Here is a 16,979-nt window from a genome sequence, read left to right as displayed (position 1 = left end):
GTCTAGGGCCGAATATCTAGCTCCTGTCATCCGAAACATGCATGAAACACCAATAGGGCGAGATTCACGAATGTGAAACACACCTGGTCGAGCCACGAAACGCCGGGCGAACACGCTGTGGCCACACGTCACATGTAAGGAGGGTCGCGTCGTGAAGATCGATAGCGGCACGACAGCCTGGATGCTAGCGGCCACCGCGCTGGTGCTGCTGATGACACCAGGGCTCGCGTTCTTCTATGGGGGCATGACCAGGGCCAAGAGCGTCCTGAACATGATGATGATGTCGTTCGTCAGCATCATCACCGTCACCATCGCCTGGGTGCTCTTCGGGCACTCGCTGGCGTTCACCGACAACAGCATGTCCTGGCTCAACAACTTCGTCGGTGGTCTCGACGCCCTCGGGCTGCAGAGCCTGGTCGACACGGCCACGAAGCCCGACGGCACCGGGATGCCCAGCCTGGTCTTCTCGGCCTTCCAGCTGACGTTCGCCATCATCACCGTCGCGTTGATCAGCGGTGCGATCGCCGACCGTGCGAAGTTCGGCGCCTGGGTGCTGTTCAGCTTCATCTGGGCGAGCATCGTCTACTTCCCCATCGCCCACTGGGTGTGGGGCACCGGCTGGCTGAACGCCCTGGGCATCGAGGACTTCGCCGGAGGCACGGTCGTCCACATCAACGCCGGTGCCGCGGCGCTGGCGCTGGCCCTGGTGCTGGGCAAGCGCAAGGGGTGGCGCAAGGAGCCGATGCGGCCGCACAACCTGACACTGGTGCTGCTCGGTGTGGGCCTCCTGTGGTTCGGCTGGTTCGGCTTCAACGCGGGCTCCGAGCTGGCGGTCGACGGCACGGCCGGCCTGGCGTTCATGAACACCCAGATCGCCACCGCCGTCGCGGCCGGCGCCTGGATCGTGGTGGAGAAGCTGCGCGACGGCCACGCCACCAGCCTCGGTGTCGCCTCCGGCGCGGTCGCCGGTCTGGTCGCCATCACCCCGGCCTGTGGGTTCATCGACCCCTGGGCCGCGATGCTGCTCGGCCTGATCGCCGGTGCGGTCTGCGCCTACGCGGTGGGCCTGAAGTACCGCTTCAACTTCGACGACTCGCTCGACGTGGTCGGCGTGCACCTGGTCGGCGGCGTGATCGGCGCCGTCTCGCTCGGCTTCCTGGCCGCGTACCCCTTCCTGGAGCAGCAGAACAAGGGCCTCTTCTACGGCGGTGGCGTCACCCAGCTCGGCCTTCAGGTGCTGGGCCCGATCGCCGTCGGCGGCTACTCCTTCATCATCACCTGGGTCGTCGCTAAGATCATCGACAAGACGATGGGCTTCCGCATCCCGGTCGAGGACGAGGTCACCGGCATCGACGTCACCACCCACGCCGAGACGGGATACGACCTCGGCACAGTCCACGCTTCTGGCGTGTCCTCCCCGAACGGCCCGATCACCACGGCACCGGCACCCAAGAAGGTGGAAGCATGAGGCTCATCACCGCCGTCATCAAACCGTTCAAACTGGACGACGTGAAGGCGGCCCTCGAACAGTTCGGCGTCAAGGGCATGACGGTCAGCGAGGCGAGCGGCTACGGCCGCCAGCGCGGCCACACCGAGGTCTATCGCGGCGCCGAGTACCAAGTGGACCTGGTCCCCAAGGTGCGCCTCGAGGTGCTGACCGAGGAGGAGGACGCCGAGGACGTGATCGACGTCATCGTCAAGGCGGCCCAGACCGGCAAGATCGGTGACGGCAAGGTGTGGTCCGTCCCGGTCGACACCGTGATCCGGGTCCGCACCGGAGAGCGGGGTCCAGAGGCCCTGTGAGGGGTGAGGCTCGTACCTACGCCGCGGCCCGCAAGGAGCGGGCCGCGGACACCGATCGCTGGCTCAAAGACCTCTTCCGCACGGCGAGTGACGGCGAGCACGTCGCGCTGGTCGCCGTGGGGAGCCTGGGGCGCGGTGAGCTGGCCCCCGGAAGCGACCTCGACCTCGTCCTCCTGCACAACGGCAGGGACGACGTGGCGAGGATCGCCGATCGCATCTGGTATCCGATCTGGGACTCCGCCATCGGCCTCGACCATTCGGTGCGAACCGTGGACGAGGCCGTGGCGGTCGCCCGCGACGACCTCAAGGCCGTGCTGGGCCTCATCCAGGCCCGGCACATAGCGGGCGATCCCGAGCTGACGAAGAAGGCCAGGGAGGCGGTGCTCGCCGAGTGGCGCGCCGACTCCCGCCGCCGGCTCGGCGAGCTGCGCGAGGCGGCGGACCGCCGCGCCCAGGTCAGCGGCGAGCTGGCCTTCCTTCTCGAACCCGACCTCAAGGACGGCCGCGGCGGCCTTCGCGACGTCCAAGCCATGCAGGCCGTGGCAGCGGCCTGGGTCGCCTCCGCGCCCGGTCCCCGGGCGCGTGAGGCCTATGAGCTCATCCTCGACGTACGGCACGCCCTGCACATCGTCACCGCGCGCGGCACCGACAGGCTCGTGCTCCAGGAGCAGGACGCCGTCGCCGGGCTGCTCGGGCTGCTCGACGCCGAGGCGCTGATGCGCAGGCTCGCCGAGGCGGGCCGGACGATCTCCCACGCCTTCGACGCCACCTGGCGCACGGTTGACAGACTCCTGTCGGGACCGGCTCCACGGGGGCGCCGCCCGCTGGCCGACGGCGTGGTCGAGCACGGCGGTGAAGTGGTGCTCGCCCGTGGCGTCGACCCGCGCAAGGACCCGGTCCTGGTGCTGCGTGCCGCCGCCGCGGCGGCCGATTCGGGGCTGCCCCTCGCCCCCGCCACCATGTCCGTTCTGGCTGCTCAGTCGCCCCCGATGCCCGTCCCGTGGCCCGAGGAGGCCCGTGACGCGCTGGTGTCCATCCTCGGCGCGGGCCGCGCCGCCGTGCCCGTCTGGGAGGAGCTCGACCAGGCGGGCATCCTTGTCAAGCTGCTTCCTGACTGGGAGCGCGTACGGCACCGCCCGCAGCGCCACCCGATCCACCGATTCACCGTCGACCGGCACCTGATCGAGGCGGCCGCGAACGCCGCCAGCCACACCCGCGAGGTGTCCCGCCCCGACCTGCTGCTGATCTCGGCGCTGTTCCACGACATCGGCAAGGGCTGGCCCGGTGACCACTCGGCCACCGGCGAGGTCGTGGTCCGCGACATCGCGGCCCGCATCGGCCTGCCCCCGCACGACGTTGACACGCTGGCCACGGTCGTCCGTCACCATCTGCTGCTGCCCGAGACCGCGACCCGCAGAGACCTCGACGATCCGGTCACGATCGAGAAGGTCGCCGCCACGGTCGGGTCACGTGAGGTGCTCGACCTGCTCGCCGCGCTGGCCGTCTCCGACGGGCACGCCACCGGCCCGGCCGCCTGGAACGCCTGGAAGGCCGGGCTCGTCGCCGACCTCGTGCGTCGCGTCCGCTCCGTGCTGTCCGGCTCGCCGCCGCCCAAGCCGCCCAGCCTGTCGGCCGAGCAGGCCGCGCTGGCCCGCCACGGCGGCGGCGCCGTCCGCGTCATCGGAGGAGCCGTCACGGTCGTCGCCCCCGACCGGGCCGGGTTGCTGTGGAGCGCCGCCGGCGTGCTGGCCGCGCACCGGCTGATCGTCCGCTCCGCCTCGTCCGCTGCCGCCGGCTCCACCGCGGTGATCGAGTTCTCCGTCGTCCCCGAATACGGCTCCCCGCCGGACCCCGCCACCCTGGAGGCCGATCTCCGTCTGGTCCTTGCTGGACGCCTTGACATCGAACAGCGTCTGGCTCGCCGTACGAGGTCTATGAGACCCGCTCGTGTTCCTGTCGCTCCGCCCCGTGTGACCTTGGTAGACGATGCCTCCGCGACCGCCACCGTGGTCGAAGTCAGGGCCCATGACAGACCGGGACTCCTGTGGCGCATTGGACGGGCATTCGGTGAATGTGGTCTTGACGTGAGGGCCGCTCGCGTGGAGACTCTCGGCGCGGAGGCGGTGGACGTCTTCTACGTGGTCGATCGTGCCGGACGGCCCCTCAGCGACGGTGCGCAGCGGACCCAAGTCCGTGATCAGGTGCTTGCGGCACTTCGATAACCAACAGCACACACGAGCTACGGGTATGTTTGCAGCGATGTGCCCGTTTTGCCTGGAAGTCGGGTGCTCTTTACCTTATGAACGCGGCCTGGACCCGCCGACGGAACGGGATGATTGAGGGGTAGCGGAAGCAGTGACTACGGGGAACTCCGAAAGCGGCCACGCCGCGAGGCAGGGCCGCGGAAAGCGGACGCTGCCCCGGCTCGGGCTGCGCAACTGGCGGGTGAGATGGCGCCTCACCGCGCTGGTCCTGGTTCCTACCATGGCGGGAGTCGTGCTCGGGGGAGCGCGCGTGGTGAGCTCGGTGCAGAGCATCGGCGACTACGACCGCACGGCACTCGCCGCGGAGCAGGCCGGCCGGATCCGCGACCTGGTGCAGGCACTCGGCCTGGAGCGTGACACCGGAGGCTGGATGGCCGCCTCCGCCAAGGTGCGCAAGAAGCTCACCGAGCCGTACAAAGAGCGCAAGCAGCGGGTCGACACGCTGGTCAAGGCCGTGCAGGCCGACATGGCGGTGATGGACGAGTCCTACGGCGACCGCGTGCTCAACGCCGTCAAGCGGGCCCGCTACGACTTCAACGTCCTGAACAGGACCCGCAACGAGGGCCAGAAGGACACCACTCGCTACGACTCGCTGCTCGACACGCTGCTCCGGCTGCACGACGAGCTGAGCCTGCTCAGCGACGACTCGCAGATCATCGGCCAGTTCCGCGCGCTGAGCGCGCTGGCGCGCGCGAAGGAGGAGGTGTCCAGGCAGCGCGTTCAGCTGCTCAAGGGCTACTACAACTCCGCCAGCGTGGACGCCAAGGAGGTGGAGCGATTCATCGCCTCCAACGCCCGGCAGCGCTCCGAGGTCGCGGCCGTCGGCCAGGAGGCCGGGCCCGTCGTCGGCCTCGCGCTGGCGAAGGCGATGACGGCGCCTGAATACTTCAACACCGAGCTGACCAAGGCCCGCGCCATCACGCTCGCCGCCGGCAAGGCGCCGGGCGTGCGGATCCGGGACAACCTGCTCGCCCAGACGGACCCCGCCAAGCCGGCACCGGACCAGTGGTTCGACGACAACGCCGTCACCATCGACATCCTGCACTCGATCGAGAGCGATCTGAACCAGAAGGTGGCGCTGCGCAGCCAGGAGCTCCGCGACTCCGAGACCCGCAACGCGATCATCGCCGCCGTGCTCATCGTAGCGCTACTGCTGCTCGTCCTGCTGTTCACCGTCGCGATCGCCCGCTCGATGGTGGCGCCGCTGCGCCGGCTGCGCGCCGAAGCCCTGGAGATCGCCGGGTTCCGCCTGCCCGATGTGGTGCGCAAGCTGCGCGTCACCGGTGACGCGCCCGCCGACATCCGCCCGATCGAGGTCGAGGGCGACGACGAGATCGGCGACGTGGCCAGGGCCTTCGACCAGGTGCACCGCCAGGCCGTACGGCTGGCGGGCGAGGAGGCCGACCTCCGCAGCAACATCAGCTCGATGTTCGTCAACCTTTCGCGCCGCACCCAGACGCTGGTGGAGCGGCAGATCTCGCTCATCGACGGCCTGGAGAAGGGCGAGCAGGACGGCGGCCGGCTGGCCGACCTGTTCAAGCTCGACCACCTGGCCACCCGCATGCGGCGCAACTCCGAGAACCTCCTGGTCCTGGCCGGGCACGAGGCCGCCCGCAGGCGCAGCCAGCCGGCCAAGCTGGTCGACGTGGTCCGCGCGGCGCTGTCGGAGGTCGAGGGCTACGAGCGCGTACAGGTCAAGGTGCACCGGACCACCTCGGTGCTCGGCAGCGCGGCCAACGACCTGGTCCACCTGGTGGCCGAGCTGGTCGAGAACGCCATCCAGTTCTCGCCGAACAACACCCATGTCGTGGTGTCGAGCAGCCTCATCGAAGGCGGCGGCGCGCTGCTGTCGGTGAACGACGTCGGCATCAGCATGACCGAGGACGAGCTCGCCGAGGCCAACCGCCGCCTGGCCGAGCCGCCGGTCGTGGACGTGTCGGTGTCGCGAAGGATGGGCCTGTTCGTGGTCGGCCGGCTGGCGCTGCGTCACGGCATCCGGGTCCAGCTCCGCAAGGGCGACGGCGCCGGGCTCATCGCCATGGTGCTGCTGCCGCCGTCGCTGATCCCCGACGGCAACCGGGCGCCGCTGCCCCAGCGGCCTGCCTTCGGGGGCCCGCCTCCGAACGGGATGCCTCCGAACGGCATGCCTCCGAATGGGATGCCCGCGAACGGGATGCCCGCGAACGGTGCGCCTCCCGCCACGCCGCCCAACGGCGTTCCCGCGCCGAACGGCACGTTCCGCTCGTTCGCCACCTTCGACTCCTTCGACGCCGGCTCCGGGCCGTCTCAGCCCTTCACCGCCGACACGGACGGCGGCGCCCACCGGCCGTCCTTCGACTCGGGCGGCTACCCGTCGTACCCGAACCAGGCCCCCTCGTATCCCGACCCGGGCCAGGCGACGCAGCCGCCCGGCCGGACGCAGCCGGGGCACCGGGCGCCGATGTACCCGAGCCAGCCCCCGTCGTACCCGGGCCAGGAACGCACCGGCGCCTTCCCCTCCTTCCCCGGGCCCGTCGGTCCCGGCTCGGATGGTGCCTTCCAGACGCCTTACACCACAGGTGAGGTGCGCCGGCCGGAGTCGCCGCCGTCGGTGGACGTCTCGCCCATGGAGCCCGGTCAGGAGGAGTTCCTGCCGATCTTCGCCGCCGTGGAATCCGCCTGGTTCCGCAGGCCGCCGGAAGAGCAGCCGGGGGAATCTTCGAGCCGGGATGAGTCAACCCCCCCACAAGCCGTACTCTCTGGGGAGGAATCGTGGCGAAACGCCGCTGACGCCGGTTGGCGGGCGGCTGCCGCCGCGAGCGATCCCAGCCTTGGGGGCACCACGTCCTCAGGGCTACCCAAGCGCACTCCCAAGGCGAACCTGGTTCCTGGCACGGCCGGCCAACCGCAGCAATCGCAGCGGCAGGCCCCGATGCCGCCGGTCTCCGCCGACCGGGCGCGCAGCAGGTTGGCCAGCTTCCAGCAGGGAGTACGGCGGGGTCGTGCGGAAGTACGTGGACAGGAGGAACAACAGTGATTGAGCGTCCTGCCGGGGAGGGCGAGTGACCACCCTTAGCCATGAAGCCCACAGGTTCGACTGGCTGATCACCGACTTCGTGCGGAACACGCCCGGAGTCGCGCATGCCGTCGTCGTCTCCGCCGACGGCCTCTGCCTGGCCAGTTCCGAGGGCTTCCCACCCGACCGCGCCGACCAGTTGGCGGCGGTGTCCGCGGGCCTGCTGAGCCTGACCGTGGGCGCGTCCAGGGTGTTCGAGGGCGGCTCGGTGTCGCAGACCGTCGTCGAGATGCAGCGCGGGCTGCTCGTCGTGATGGCGATCAGTGACGGCTCCGTGCTCACGGTGCTGGCCGGGATCGACTGTGACATGGGACTGGTGGCGTACCAGATGACGCTGCTGGTCGACAGGGCGGGCCAGGCGCTGACGCCGGCCCTGCGCGCGGAACTGCAGGCGGCCAGGACGCGGTGATGCAATGGAACTGATGGGGGAGGGCCGTGTACGGCATTGACGGAACCGGGGACGATGAGCCCCTGTTCCGTCCGTACGCGGTGACCGGCGGTCGCTCAGAGCCGCGCTACCACCTTGCGATGGAGACGCTGATCTCGTCGATGTCCATACCGGATGACGAGATGTTGATGCTCACTCCCGAGCAGGAGTCCATCATGCAACTCTGTCGCACGTTCCGGTCGGTCGCCGAGATCTCGGCCCTGCTCCGTGTCCCGCTGGGCGTGGCCCGAGTGCTCGTGGCGGACATGTCCGACGAAGGACTTGTCCGCCTGCACCAGCCACGTCTCAGCGAGGGACAGCCAGACCTCAATATGCTCGAAAGGGTGCTCAGTGGACTTCGCAGGCTCTAGCCCCGGCCTCACGTCGACGAAGATCGTCGTCGCGGGCGGGTTCGGCGTCGGCAAGACGACGTTCGTGGGGGCGGTGTCCGAGATCCTGCCGCTCACCACGGAAGCGGTCATGACCGACGCGTCCGCGGGCATCGACGACCTCGGCATGACGCCGAACAAGCAGACGACGACCGTGGCCATGGACTTCGGGCGCGTGTCGCTCGACCGTGACCTGATTCTCTACCTGTTCGGCACGCCCGGACAGCACCGGTTCTGGTTCATGTGGGACGACCTGGTGCGCGGCGCGATCGGCGCCGTGGTGCTGCTCGACACGCGGCGGCTGGCCGACAGCTTCCCCGCGATCGACTACTTCGAAGAGGCCAAGCTGCCGTTCGTGGTCGGCATCAACGGCTGGGACGGTCAGTTCCAGCACTCGGACGACGAGGTGCGCGAAGCGCTGGCGCTCTCGTCGAACGTGCCGATCGTGCGTACCGACGCGCGGCACCGCGAGTCGGTGAAGGGGACGCTGATCTCGCTCGTGGAGCACGTCGTACGCCTGCGTGCGGCGCCCGTCTCCTAGCAGGCAGCATGTGGATCGCGCTCGCCGCCGCCGTGGTGATCGGCGTGGCCGTCTGGTGGTTCCGCCGTGACGCGGCCGACGGTGGGCCGGCGGCCGAGCGCAGGCCGGGCTGGGAGGCGCGGCTGGGGGACGAGGGCGCGACCGCGTTGCTGGAGGGGCTGAGGGCCTTCGCCGACGCGGGGACGCCGGTTGACCTCGGCGGGGAGTCCGGGGTCCTGACCGTGTTCGAGCCGCCGCGGCTCATCTCGCTCGACCTGCTCGCCGACCGGTTCGCCGCCCGCGGGCAGGCGGCCATGCACGATCCGCAGACCACGGTCGGTGAGCTGATGGCGGAGTTCCTGGCCGCCGAGGAGCCGGGCGTGCTGCATCTGCGGGCAGGTTGGGCGGACGGCGGGCGCTTCGCCGACGAGGTGCGCGAGATCGTCTGCCCTCAGGGAGCGGCGGGCATCGGCGCCTGGTCCGATGCCGGTGGCCTGGGTGCGCTGGAGGTCGCTGTGCTGGGCGACGGGCTGCCGGGCACCACGATGCTGCTCGACCTGGCCCGGATCCGCGACCAGTACGACGAGTCGCGGGCGCGGCAGCCGGGGGCGCCCGGCGAGGTGGTGCTCCGCAGCCTGCTGACGAGCGTGATCGCCAACGGCGGGGCTGGACTGACCTGGACCGTGCCGCCTACGGAGCGGCAACTCGGCATCGCGCTCGCCGCCGCGGGGCCGCCGGAGCTTCGTCGCCCGTCCTCCGTCAAGGAAGTGGCCGACCGCTAGTCCCGGTACGACTGCCCCATGTATCCGCACTTCCCGCCGTACTTCGGCTGGGGTCCTTCTGGGGAGGGGGCGGCGATCGCTGGGGTCCTTCTGGTGGTGGGGGGTAGCGGTGTCGGCAGGGCGGGGGTTGTCAGGCTGATGCGGATCGGTGGCTGATCAGTGTGTCGATGCCGTCGAGGATGCGTTCCAGGCCGAATTCGAAGGCGTGGTCGGCGCTGTACGCGCTGCCCAGGGCTTCGGCTGCGGCCTGGCCGACGCGGGAGGCCGTTGGCCACTGCGATGCGTCGGCGATCCGGCTGAGGAACGGCGCGTGCGCCGCCCACCACTGCTCGTCGGTCAGCCCGGTCTGGCTCTCCGCCTGCGCGGCCTCCACCGCCCCCCTGGCCGTGCCGTGCACGAACCCGGTCACCAGGGTGATCACCGAGTCCATCTCCACGTCCGTCAGCCCGATGCCGTCGACGGCACGCAGCTCGTAGTCGTACTTGGCCGTGACGTTCGGCCCCAGCACCGGGCGGCTGGTCGCCACCTGCAGGAGCCAGGGGTGGCGCTGGTAGAGCGCCCAGTTCTCCCTGGCGACCAGTGTCAGCCTGGGCCGCCAGCCGCCTGGCACGTCCTCCGGCCTCGCGGTCTCGCCGTAGACGGTGTCGAGCATGACGTCGAGCAGCTCCGGCTTGCCCGGCACATACGTGTAGAGCGACATCGTGCCGACCCCGAGCCGCTCGGCGACGCGGCGCATCGACAGCGCCTGGAGGCCTTCGGCGTCGGCCACCTCGATGGCGGCGCGCACGATCCGGTCGACGCTCAGGTCGGGCTTGCCCCTGCGGCTGGTCCGCTCGCTGGTGCGCCAGAGCAGCGCCAGGCTGCGCGCCGGGTCGCCCTTGCCGGAGTACTCGATCGTCACACTCGTACGGTACACCGTACGGTTGCGTTTCTCGAACCGTATGTTGTACGGTACGCCGTACGGAATTAGAGGAGGCGCAATGGCGGCGGTACTCGCACAGGGGCTGCGCAAGACGTACGGCAAGAAGACGGCCCTTGACGGCTTCGACCTCGAGGTCGCCGAGGGCACGGTCTGCGGCCTGCTCGGCCCGAACGGCGCGGGCAAGACCACGGCCGTCCGGATCCTCACCACGCTCCTGCGCCCGGACGGCGGCCGCGCGGAGGTGGCGGGGTTCGACGTGGCGGCCCGCCCCCGGCTCGTACGGCGGAGCATCGGCCTGGTCGGCCAGCACGCGGCGGTGGACGAGGTGCTGACCGGCACACAGAACCTGGAACTGTTCGGCCGCCTCTACCACCTGGACGCCCGCGCGGCCCGAGCCAGGGCCGCCGAGCTGCTGGACACGTTCGGCCTGGAGCATCCGGGCCCGGTCAAGGAGTACTCGGGCGGCATGCGGCGCCGGCTCGACCTGGCGGCCAGCATGATCCTCTCTCCGCCCGTGCTCTTCCTCGACGAGCCCACCACGGGGCTCGACCCGCGCAGCCGCGGCGAGGTGTGGAAGGCGGTGCGCGCCCTGGTCTCCACCGGCACCACGGTGCTGCTCACCACCCAGTACCTGGAGGAGGCCGACCAGCTCGCGGACCGCGTCTCGGTCATCGACACCGGCAGGGTCGTCGCCGAGGGCACGCCGGGCGAGCTCAAGTCCAAGCTCGGCGGCGACCGGCTCGACGTGGTCGTCAGGGACGCGGCGCGGCTGTCCGAGGCCGCCGGGATCGTCGGCAGGGTGGCCGCCGCGCCCGCTGAAGTCGATCAGGACACCCGCCACGTCAGCGCGCCGGTGGTCGAGCGGGTCCAGGCGCTCACGGAGGTCCTGGCGGCGTTCTCGGCCGCGGACATCGAGGCCGAGGACATCGCGCTGCGCAGGCCGACGCTCGATGAGGTCTTCCTGAGCCTCACCGCCGCGTGAATCCCATCAACGACAGGAGTGCGACATGACCGAACTGACCATGGACCCGCCGTTCACCCGGCTGCGCTGGGCGCTGGCCGACGGCTGGTCGGTCGCCCGGCGTGACCTGATCCACTGGATCGCCCAGCCCATGACGATCGTGTTCGGGGTCGCCTTCCCCGTGGTGATCGCCTTGGCGTTCGGCTACCTGTTCGGCGGCGCGGTGGACGTGCCGGACGGGGCCGACTACTTCGCCTTCCTCATGCCCGGCATGTACGGCATGACGATGCTGTTCGGACTGGGCGCCACCATGGTCGCGGTCACCACGGACCTCTCCCGTGGCGTGACCGACCGGTTCCGGTCCATGCCGATGGCCCCGTCGGCCGTCCTGATCGGCCGGGCAGTCGCCGATCTGCTCAACTCGGTGCTGGTCCTGGCGGGCATGCTGGCTTGCGGGTTCGCGGTGGGCTGGCGCCCGGCGAGCCTGGGCGGGGCGCTCGGGGCCGTGGGGCTGCTGCTGTGGCTGCGCTTCGCCCTGTTGTGGGCGGGGATGTACCTCGGGCTGGTGGCCAAGGATCCGGGGGCGGTGACGGCCATCCAGACGCTGGAGTTTCCGATCGGCTTCCTGTCGAACGCCTTCGTCGCCCCGGGCACCATGCCGGGCTGGCTGGGCGCCGTCTCCGAGTGGAACCCCCTGTCGTCGACCGTCGCGGCGGCGCGGGAGCTATTCGGCAATCCCGGCTGGGGCGGCGACTCGTGGGTGGCCCAGCACGCGGTGACGATGGCGATCGTCTGGCCGCTGGCGATCACCGCGGTCTTCTTCGTCCTGTCGGTCCGCCTCTACCAGCGCCTGGACCGGTGACCCCCGGGGGTCGGCCGGGCGGCCGGCTCAACGGGGGATCCAGTCCTGCCACACGATCTTGTTCTCGTCGACCCACTTCTTGGCGGCCTGGTCGGCGGTCATCTTGCCGTTGATCATGTCGCTGGCGACCGCGTTCTGGTTGTCGTTGGTCCAGGTGAAGTTGCGGACCAGGTCGTACGCCCGGCCGCCGGTCGCGGCGAAGCTCCTGCTCACGATCTTGTCGAGCAGGTACGGCGGGTAGTCGCAGGCGACCTTGGCCGCGACGGCGTCGCAGCCTATCGAATAGGCGGGCAGGTTGATCTTGACGAGTTTGACCTTGGTGAACAGCCACTGGGGTTCGTAGAAATACATCAGCACCGGCTTCCTGTTCTTGGTCGCCGTCTGTGCCGCCTTGATCAACGCGTCTTCGCTGCCGGAGTAGACGACTCGGTAATCGAGACCGAGGTTCTTCACGAGCGCCTCGTCATAGGTGACGAACGACGGATCGCCATCGAGTACCTGACCGGAATTTCCAGATTTAGCGGTCCGAAAAAGGCTCGAATACTTGTTCAGGCTCCGCCAGTTGGTGATGTCCGGATATTGCTTGACCATCCACTGGGGGACGTACCATCCGATCACCCCTTTGTTTCCGGTGAGACCCGCCGAGATCGCGACCTTCTCGTCCTCGATGTACTTCTTCTTAAGATCATTGTGGCCCCAATTCTCGACGATCACGTCGACCTTGCCGGTCCCGAAGTCTTTCCAGGAATCCTCCTCTTTCATCTTGCGCTTCTTGACGTCATAGCCCAGCTCGTGTTCGAGCAGGTAGGCCAGCACGGCGGCCTGGGCCTCGTAGCCGACCCACCCGTGGATGTCGATGTGCACCGTGCCCTTCGACCCTGGGGCGGGCGACGGCTCTCCACTGGAACAGGCCGTCAGCAACAGGGCCGCCACCAGCGGCCCCGCGATCGTGTTGGTTCGCATGAGAGGCTCCACGACCGCGGCCCGCCGGGGGCCGCGGTCAGAGGGGGTCACGGTCAAGAGGGGTTACTTGGGGATCCACGCCTGCCACTTGGCGGTGTTGGCCTCGATCCACTTCTTGGCGGCCTGCTCGCCGGTCATGCCGCCGTTGGTCATGTCGTTGGCGACGGCGTTCTGGTCCTCGTTGGTCCAGTTGAAGTTCTTGACCAGGTCGTAGGCCTTGCCGCCGGTGTCGGCGAACTTCTTGCTCACGATCTTGTCGAGGTCCAGCTCCGCGTAGTCGCAGGCGACCTTCTTGGCGTCGGCGTCGCAGCCCGCGGTGTAGGCGGGCAGGTTCACGCGTACGAGATCGACCTTGTCGAAGAGCCAGTGCGGGGTCCAGAAGTAGAACAGCAGCGCCTTCTGCTGCTCCTGCGCCTGGGTCGCCGACTTGAGCAGGGCCGCCTCGCTGCCGCCCGTGACCACCTTGAAGTTCAGTTTGAGGTTCTTGACCAGGGCCTCGTCGTTGGTGACATAGCTCGGGTCGCCGTCGAGGAGCTGGCCCTTGCCGCCGGACTCCGACGTCTTGAACAGGCCGGCGTACTTGTTCAGGTGCTTGTAGTCGGTGATGTCCGGGTACTTGTCGGCCATCCACTTGGGCACGTACCAGCCGATGACGCCCTTGTTGCCGGTCGAGCCCGCGGACTGGGCGACCTTCTTCTCGTCGATGAACTTCTTCACCAGGTCCGGGTGGCCCCAGTTCTCGATGATGACGTCCACGTCGCCGGTCTCGAAGCCCTCCCAGGCGAGCTGTTCCTTGATCTCCGGGAGCTGGACGTCGTAGTGGAGCTCGTTCTTCAGCAGGTAGGCCACCACGTTGGCGCTGGCCTCGTAGCCCACCCACGGATTGATCGCGATCTTGACGGTTCCGGCGCTCGAGGCGCTGCCCTGGGCTTGCGGCGCGGCGGAGCCGGCCGGCTCTTCGACCTTGGCGCCACCGCATCCCGCGGCCGCGAGCCCGAGCGCGAGAAGGCCTGCGAGCAGGCGAATCTTCATGTGGTCTTCCTTCTTTGGGGGGAAGGGCGCCTGTCGGCGCCCTGCGTGATGCGGTCGAGCATGACCCCGAGCAGGACCGTCGCGATGCCGGCGATGAACCCCATGCCGAAGTCGGTCCGCTGGGAGAAGCCCACGACCACGTCGTAGCCGAGGGCGCCGGCCCCGACCAGGCCACCCACGACGACCATGGCCAGGGTCATCACGATGCCCTGGTTGGCGGCCAGCAGGATCGCCCGCCGGGCCATCGGGAGTTGCACCTTCCACAGGAGCTGGCCCGGGGTGGACCCGGCGGACGCGGCCGCCTCCACCACGGTCGCGGGCACCGCCCTGATGCCGTCCTCGACCAGGCGCACGACCGGGGGCACCGCGTAGATGACCGAGGCGAAGATCGCGGTGAACCTGGTGGTCTCGAACAGGGCGAGCGCGGGCAGCAGGTAGACGAAGGCGGGCATGGTCTGCGCGGCGTCGAGTATCGGGCGCTGCACGGCCGAGTATCGGGACGACCGCGCGGCCGCCACGCCCAGCAGCAGGCCGATGGCCAGGGTGACGAGCACCGCGACCGCGACGGTGGTGAGTGTCTGCATGGCGTGCTCCCAGACACCGAGCAGCGCGATCGCCAGCAGGCAGCCGAGTGCCGTGAGCGCCGGCCGTAACCCGCTCACCCGCCAGGCCAGCAGCAGCGCGGCGGCGGCGATCAGCCACCATGGCGCCGAGGTGAGCAGGCCCTCCAGCGGGTTGAGCAGGAGGCTGGTCGTGACGTCCTTGACGAACGTCGTGACGCCGTACCAGCTCGTCTCGGCCCAGTGCACCGCGTCGTTGACCTGGACGACGAAGTTGACCGTCCAGCCGTCGGGCCACTCGGCGGGCAGCAGCGGGGTCAGGGCCAGCCCGGCGATAGCCAGCGCGGCGGCGCCGATGAAGCGGGCCCGGCCGATCCAGCTGTGTGGATCTTTACGCGCCAAGGCGACCATCATCCGGTCGAGCAGCACCGCCATGACGACGATCGCGATTCCGGCCGGGAGCATGATGCCGACCTGCGCGCGCGACAGGCCCCGGATGATGTCGCCGCCCAGGCCCGGCGCCGAGATGAGGTTCGCGATGACGACCATCGACAGCGCCATCATGATGGTCTGGTTCACCGCCAGCGCCATCGTCGATCTGGCCAGCGGCAGGTAGACCTTGAACAGGGTCTGGCGCCCCGTGGCCCCCAGCGACGCCGACGCCTCGACGGCGGTGGGGGAGACCTGCTCGATGGCCAGCGCGGTGATGCGGATGGCCGGCGGGATCGAGTAGATCATCGTCGCGATGGCGCCGGCGGGCGCGCCGATGTGGAAGAACAGCACGAGCGGCGCCAGGTACGCGAACGTCGGCATGATCTGCATGACGTCGAGGACCGGGGTGATCGCCTTGCGCGCCCCGCGCGAGAGGCCCGCCCAGACGCCCAGCGGGATCCCGATCGCCAGCGACAGCAGTACCGAGGCCGCGACCAGGGCCAGCGTGTCGACGCTCGACTGCCAGAGGCCGAGCACCCCGAACGAGCCGACCCCGGCGACTGCCGGCAGCGCGATCCGCCACCCGCCCGCCAGCCAGGCCAGCGCGCCCATCACGCCGATGAGCCCGGGCCAGCCGAGCGCGTACAGCACGCTCTGGAAGGCCGTGTAGACCGACCCGACGAAGATCCGGATGTAGTTCAGGAAGTACAGGAACAGCGGGTTGGAGTTCCGGTGGTCGTCGATCCACTCCCGCAGGTCGGTGATCGCCAGGAACTGCGGGGCCGACTTGTCGTGTGGGAGCGTTCCCGTGTCACGGAAGACGAGGTAGGCGGCGGCGAACAGCACCACGATCCCCGCCGGGGCCGCCCACCTGGGCACACGCAGCCTGGAGGGGGTGGTGATGGCCGTGGTGCTCATGCGCCGGCCCGTACGGCGGCTGCCGAGTCCTGGCCCGAGAGGAAGGTGAGCATGTCCACCCGGTCCACGACTCCAGCCAGCTCGTCACCGTCGATCACCCGGATGGGCCGGGAGGAGGACGACGTGGCGCCGATCGCGTCCTTGATGACCGTGCCGACGGGCAGGACCGGGCCGTCGAGGGGCTCGCCGGGCTCGGGCGGCCGGCAGATCCAGCGCAGCGTGAGCACGTGGCTCCTGGGCACGTCACGGACGAAGTCGGCCACGTAGTCGTCGGCCGGCGCGCCCACCAGCTCCTCTGGCGTGCCGAGCTGCACGATCGACCCGGCCCGCATGATCGCGATGCGTTCGCCCAGCTTGAGTGCCTCGGACAGGTCGTGGGTGATGAACACCATCGTCTTGCCGACCTCGCGGTGCAGGCGGATCACCTCGGCCTGCATGTCGCGGCGGATCAGCGGGTCGAGCGCGCTGAACGGTTCGTCGAACAGCATCACCTGCGGGTCGACGGCGAGCGCGCGGGCCAGGCCGACCCGCTGCTGCATGCCGCCGGAGAGCTGGTCGGGGTAGGCGTCGGCGTGCCCCTCGAGGCCGACGAGGGAGAGGATCTCCCCGGCCCGCGCGTGCCTGACGGCCTTGGCGGCGCCCTGGATCTCCAGGCCGTAGGCCACGTTGTCGATCACGCGCCGGTGGGGGAGCAGGCCGAAGTGCTGGAACACCATGCTGACCCGGTGGCGGCGGATCTCGCGTAAGCGGGCGGGGGTGGCGCGGCCGATGTCCTCGCCGTCGATCCTGATCTCGCCCGCGCTCGGCTCGATGAGCCGGGTGAGGCAGCGGACCAGGGTGGATTTGCCGCTTCCCGACAGGCCCATGACGACGAACACCTCGCCGGGCCGTACCTCGAAACTGACGTCTCTGACGGCGGCGGTGCAGCCCGTCTTCTCTCTTAGCGCGGTGGGTTCCAGATACTTGTCATCGCACTTCAGGACCCTTTCCGCCTTTGGGCCGAAGATCTTCCACAGTCCGTTGACGTCGATGGCCGCACTGTCGGGAGAAACCCCCACAACTCGCCTCCTCGTTTGACCGGGCTCAACC

The 16,979-nt window shown here is 69.5% G+C and carries 15 protein-coding genes; 10 read left to right on the top strand and 5 right to left on the bottom strand.

Features of this window, described 5'->3' with window-relative positions:
* Nucleotides 1-151: 151 nt before the first annotated feature.
* The 8 genes from KLK06_RS43600 (at nucleotide 152) to KLK06_RS43565 (ending at nucleotide 9,240) form a co-directional block, all read left to right on the top strand.
* On the top strand, nucleotides 152-1,468 hold the full coding sequence (locus KLK06_RS43600; protein ID WP_214641601.1) for an ammonium transporter: 1,317 nt from the start codon (nucleotides 152-154) through the stop codon (nucleotides 1,466-1,468).
* Nucleotides 1,465-1,803 carry a P-II family nitrogen regulator gene (locus KLK06_RS43595; RefSeq protein WP_184756141.1) on the top strand — a complete coding sequence of 113 codons (339 nt, stop codon included), beginning with the start codon at nucleotides 1,465-1,467 and terminating at the stop codon, nucleotides 1,801-1,803. Before KLK06_RS43600 ends, KLK06_RS43595 begins: the two co-directional genes overlap by 4 nt.
* On the top strand, nucleotides 1,800-4,025 hold the full coding sequence (locus KLK06_RS43590; protein WP_214641600.1) for a [protein-PII] uridylyltransferase: 2,226 nt from the start codon (nucleotides 1,800-1,802) through the stop codon (nucleotides 4,023-4,025). Before KLK06_RS43595 ends, KLK06_RS43590 begins: the two co-directional genes overlap by 4 nt.
* A gap of 133 nt (nucleotides 4,026-4,158) precedes the next feature.
* On the top strand, nucleotides 4,159-7,083 hold the full coding sequence (locus KLK06_RS43585; protein ID WP_214641599.1) for a nitrate- and nitrite sensing domain-containing protein: 2,925 nt from the start codon (nucleotides 4,159-4,161) through the stop codon (nucleotides 7,081-7,083).
* 25 nt (nucleotides 7,084-7,108) lie between these two features.
* A complete protein-coding gene (locus tag KLK06_RS43580) occupies nucleotides 7,109-7,531 on the top strand; it encodes a roadblock/LC7 domain-containing protein (RefSeq protein WP_214641598.1) in 423 nt (140 codons plus the stop codon).
* A 26-nt stretch (nucleotides 7,532-7,557) separates the two neighbouring features.
* Nucleotides 7,558-7,920 (top strand): DUF742 domain-containing protein, encoded by a 363-nt coding sequence (locus tag KLK06_RS43575; RefSeq protein WP_214641597.1) that lies wholly within the window; start codon nucleotides 7,558-7,560, stop codon nucleotides 7,918-7,920.
* Entirely contained in the window at nucleotides 7,901-8,479 is a 579-nt protein-coding gene (locus KLK06_RS43570; protein WP_214641596.1) for an ATP/GTP-binding protein, read from the top strand. The genes KLK06_RS43575 and KLK06_RS43570 overlap by 20 nt, the downstream gene beginning before the upstream one ends.
* Before the next feature lie 8 nt (nucleotides 8,480-8,487).
* The gene (locus KLK06_RS43565) at nucleotides 8,488-9,240 is read left to right on the top strand and encodes a hypothetical protein (RefSeq protein WP_214641595.1); all 753 of its coding nucleotides are present in this window, start codon (nucleotides 8,488-8,490) and stop codon (nucleotides 9,238-9,240) included.
* A 130-nt stretch (nucleotides 9,241-9,370) separates the two neighbouring features.
* On the opposite strand, the gene KLK06_RS43560 is transcribed toward KLK06_RS43565, so the two are convergent.
* Nucleotides 9,371-10,141: a TetR/AcrR family transcriptional regulator gene (locus KLK06_RS43560; RefSeq protein WP_214641594.1), complete on the bottom strand. Its 771-nt coding sequence runs from the start codon at nucleotides 10,139-10,141 to the stop codon at nucleotides 9,371-9,373.
* Nucleotides 10,142-10,220: 79 nt separating this feature from the next.
* On the opposite strand from KLK06_RS43560, the gene KLK06_RS43555 reads away from it, so the two are divergent.
* The gene (locus tag KLK06_RS43555; protein ID WP_284735312.1) at nucleotides 10,221-11,144 is read left to right on the top strand and encodes an ATP-binding cassette domain-containing protein; all 924 of its coding nucleotides are present in this window, start codon (nucleotides 10,221-10,223) and stop codon (nucleotides 11,142-11,144) included.
* A gap of 25 nt (nucleotides 11,145-11,169) precedes the next feature.
* The gene (locus KLK06_RS43550) at nucleotides 11,170-11,985 is read left to right on the top strand and encodes an ABC transporter permease (protein WP_214641593.1); all 816 of its coding nucleotides are present in this window, start codon (nucleotides 11,170-11,172) and stop codon (nucleotides 11,983-11,985) included.
* 27 nt (nucleotides 11,986-12,012) lie between these two features.
* Here KLK06_RS43550 and KLK06_RS43545 read toward each other — a convergent pair whose 3' ends face one another.
* From KLK06_RS43545 to KLK06_RS43530, 4 genes are all read right to left on the bottom strand, one after another.
* Nucleotides 12,013-12,948, bottom strand: coding sequence for an ABC transporter substrate-binding protein (locus KLK06_RS43545; RefSeq protein WP_214641592.1), 936 nt, complete (start codon nucleotides 12,946-12,948; stop codon nucleotides 12,013-12,015).
* A gap of 63 nt (nucleotides 12,949-13,011) precedes the next feature.
* Nucleotides 13,012-13,980 carry an ABC transporter substrate-binding protein gene (locus tag KLK06_RS43540; protein ID WP_214641591.1) on the bottom strand — a complete coding sequence of 323 codons (969 nt, stop codon included), beginning with the start codon at nucleotides 13,978-13,980 and terminating at the stop codon, nucleotides 13,012-13,014.
* A complete protein-coding gene (locus tag KLK06_RS43535) occupies nucleotides 13,977-15,890 on the bottom strand; it encodes a proline/glycine betaine ABC transporter permease (RefSeq protein ID WP_214641590.1) in 1,914 nt (637 codons plus the stop codon). Before KLK06_RS43535 ends, KLK06_RS43540 begins: the two co-directional genes overlap by 4 nt.
* Nucleotides 15,887-16,948: a glycine betaine/L-proline ABC transporter ATP-binding protein gene (locus KLK06_RS43530; protein WP_214641589.1), complete on the bottom strand. Its 1,062-nt coding sequence runs from the start codon at nucleotides 16,946-16,948 to the stop codon at nucleotides 15,887-15,889. Before KLK06_RS43530 ends, KLK06_RS43535 begins: the two co-directional genes overlap by 4 nt.
* Nucleotides 16,949-16,979: the final 31 nt, after the last annotated feature.

The sequence above is a fragment of the Nonomuraea sp. NEAU-A123 genome, assembly GCF_018603905.1.
Lineage (GTDB): Bacteria > Actinomycetota > Actinomycetes > Streptosporangiales > Streptosporangiaceae > Nonomuraea.
The sequence above is the reverse complement of the archived record's forward strand: the minus strand, read 5'-3'. Positions and strand labels throughout refer to the sequence as shown.

What these genes read in the sequence shown, in the direction of transcription:
- KLK06_RS43550 (WP_214641593.1), top strand. Translation starts at nt 11,170, where the DNA reads ATGACCGAACTGACCATGGACCCGCCGTTCACCCGGCTGCGCTGGGCG.
- KLK06_RS43535 (WP_214641590.1), bottom strand. Translation starts at nt 15,890, where the DNA reads ATGAGCACCACGGCCATCACCACCCCCTCCAGGCTGCGTGTGCCCAGG.
- KLK06_RS43555 (WP_284735312.1), top strand. Translation starts at nt 10,221, where the DNA reads ATGGCGGCGGTACTCGCACAGGGGCTGCGCAAGACGTACGGCAAGAAG.
- KLK06_RS43545 (WP_214641592.1), bottom strand. Translation starts at nt 12,948, where the DNA reads ATGCGAACCAACACGATCGCGGGGCCGCTGGTGGCGGCCCTGTTGCTG.
- KLK06_RS43540 (WP_214641591.1), bottom strand. Translation starts at nt 13,980, where the DNA reads ATGAAGATTCGCCTGCTCGCAGGCCTTCTCGCGCTCGGGCTCGCGGCC.
- KLK06_RS43565 (WP_214641595.1), top strand. Translation starts at nt 8,488, where the DNA reads ATGTGGATCGCGCTCGCCGCCGCCGTGGTGATCGGCGTGGCCGTCTGG.
- KLK06_RS43595 (WP_184756141.1), top strand. Translation starts at nt 1,465, where the DNA reads ATGAGGCTCATCACCGCCGTCATCAAACCGTTCAAACTGGACGACGTG.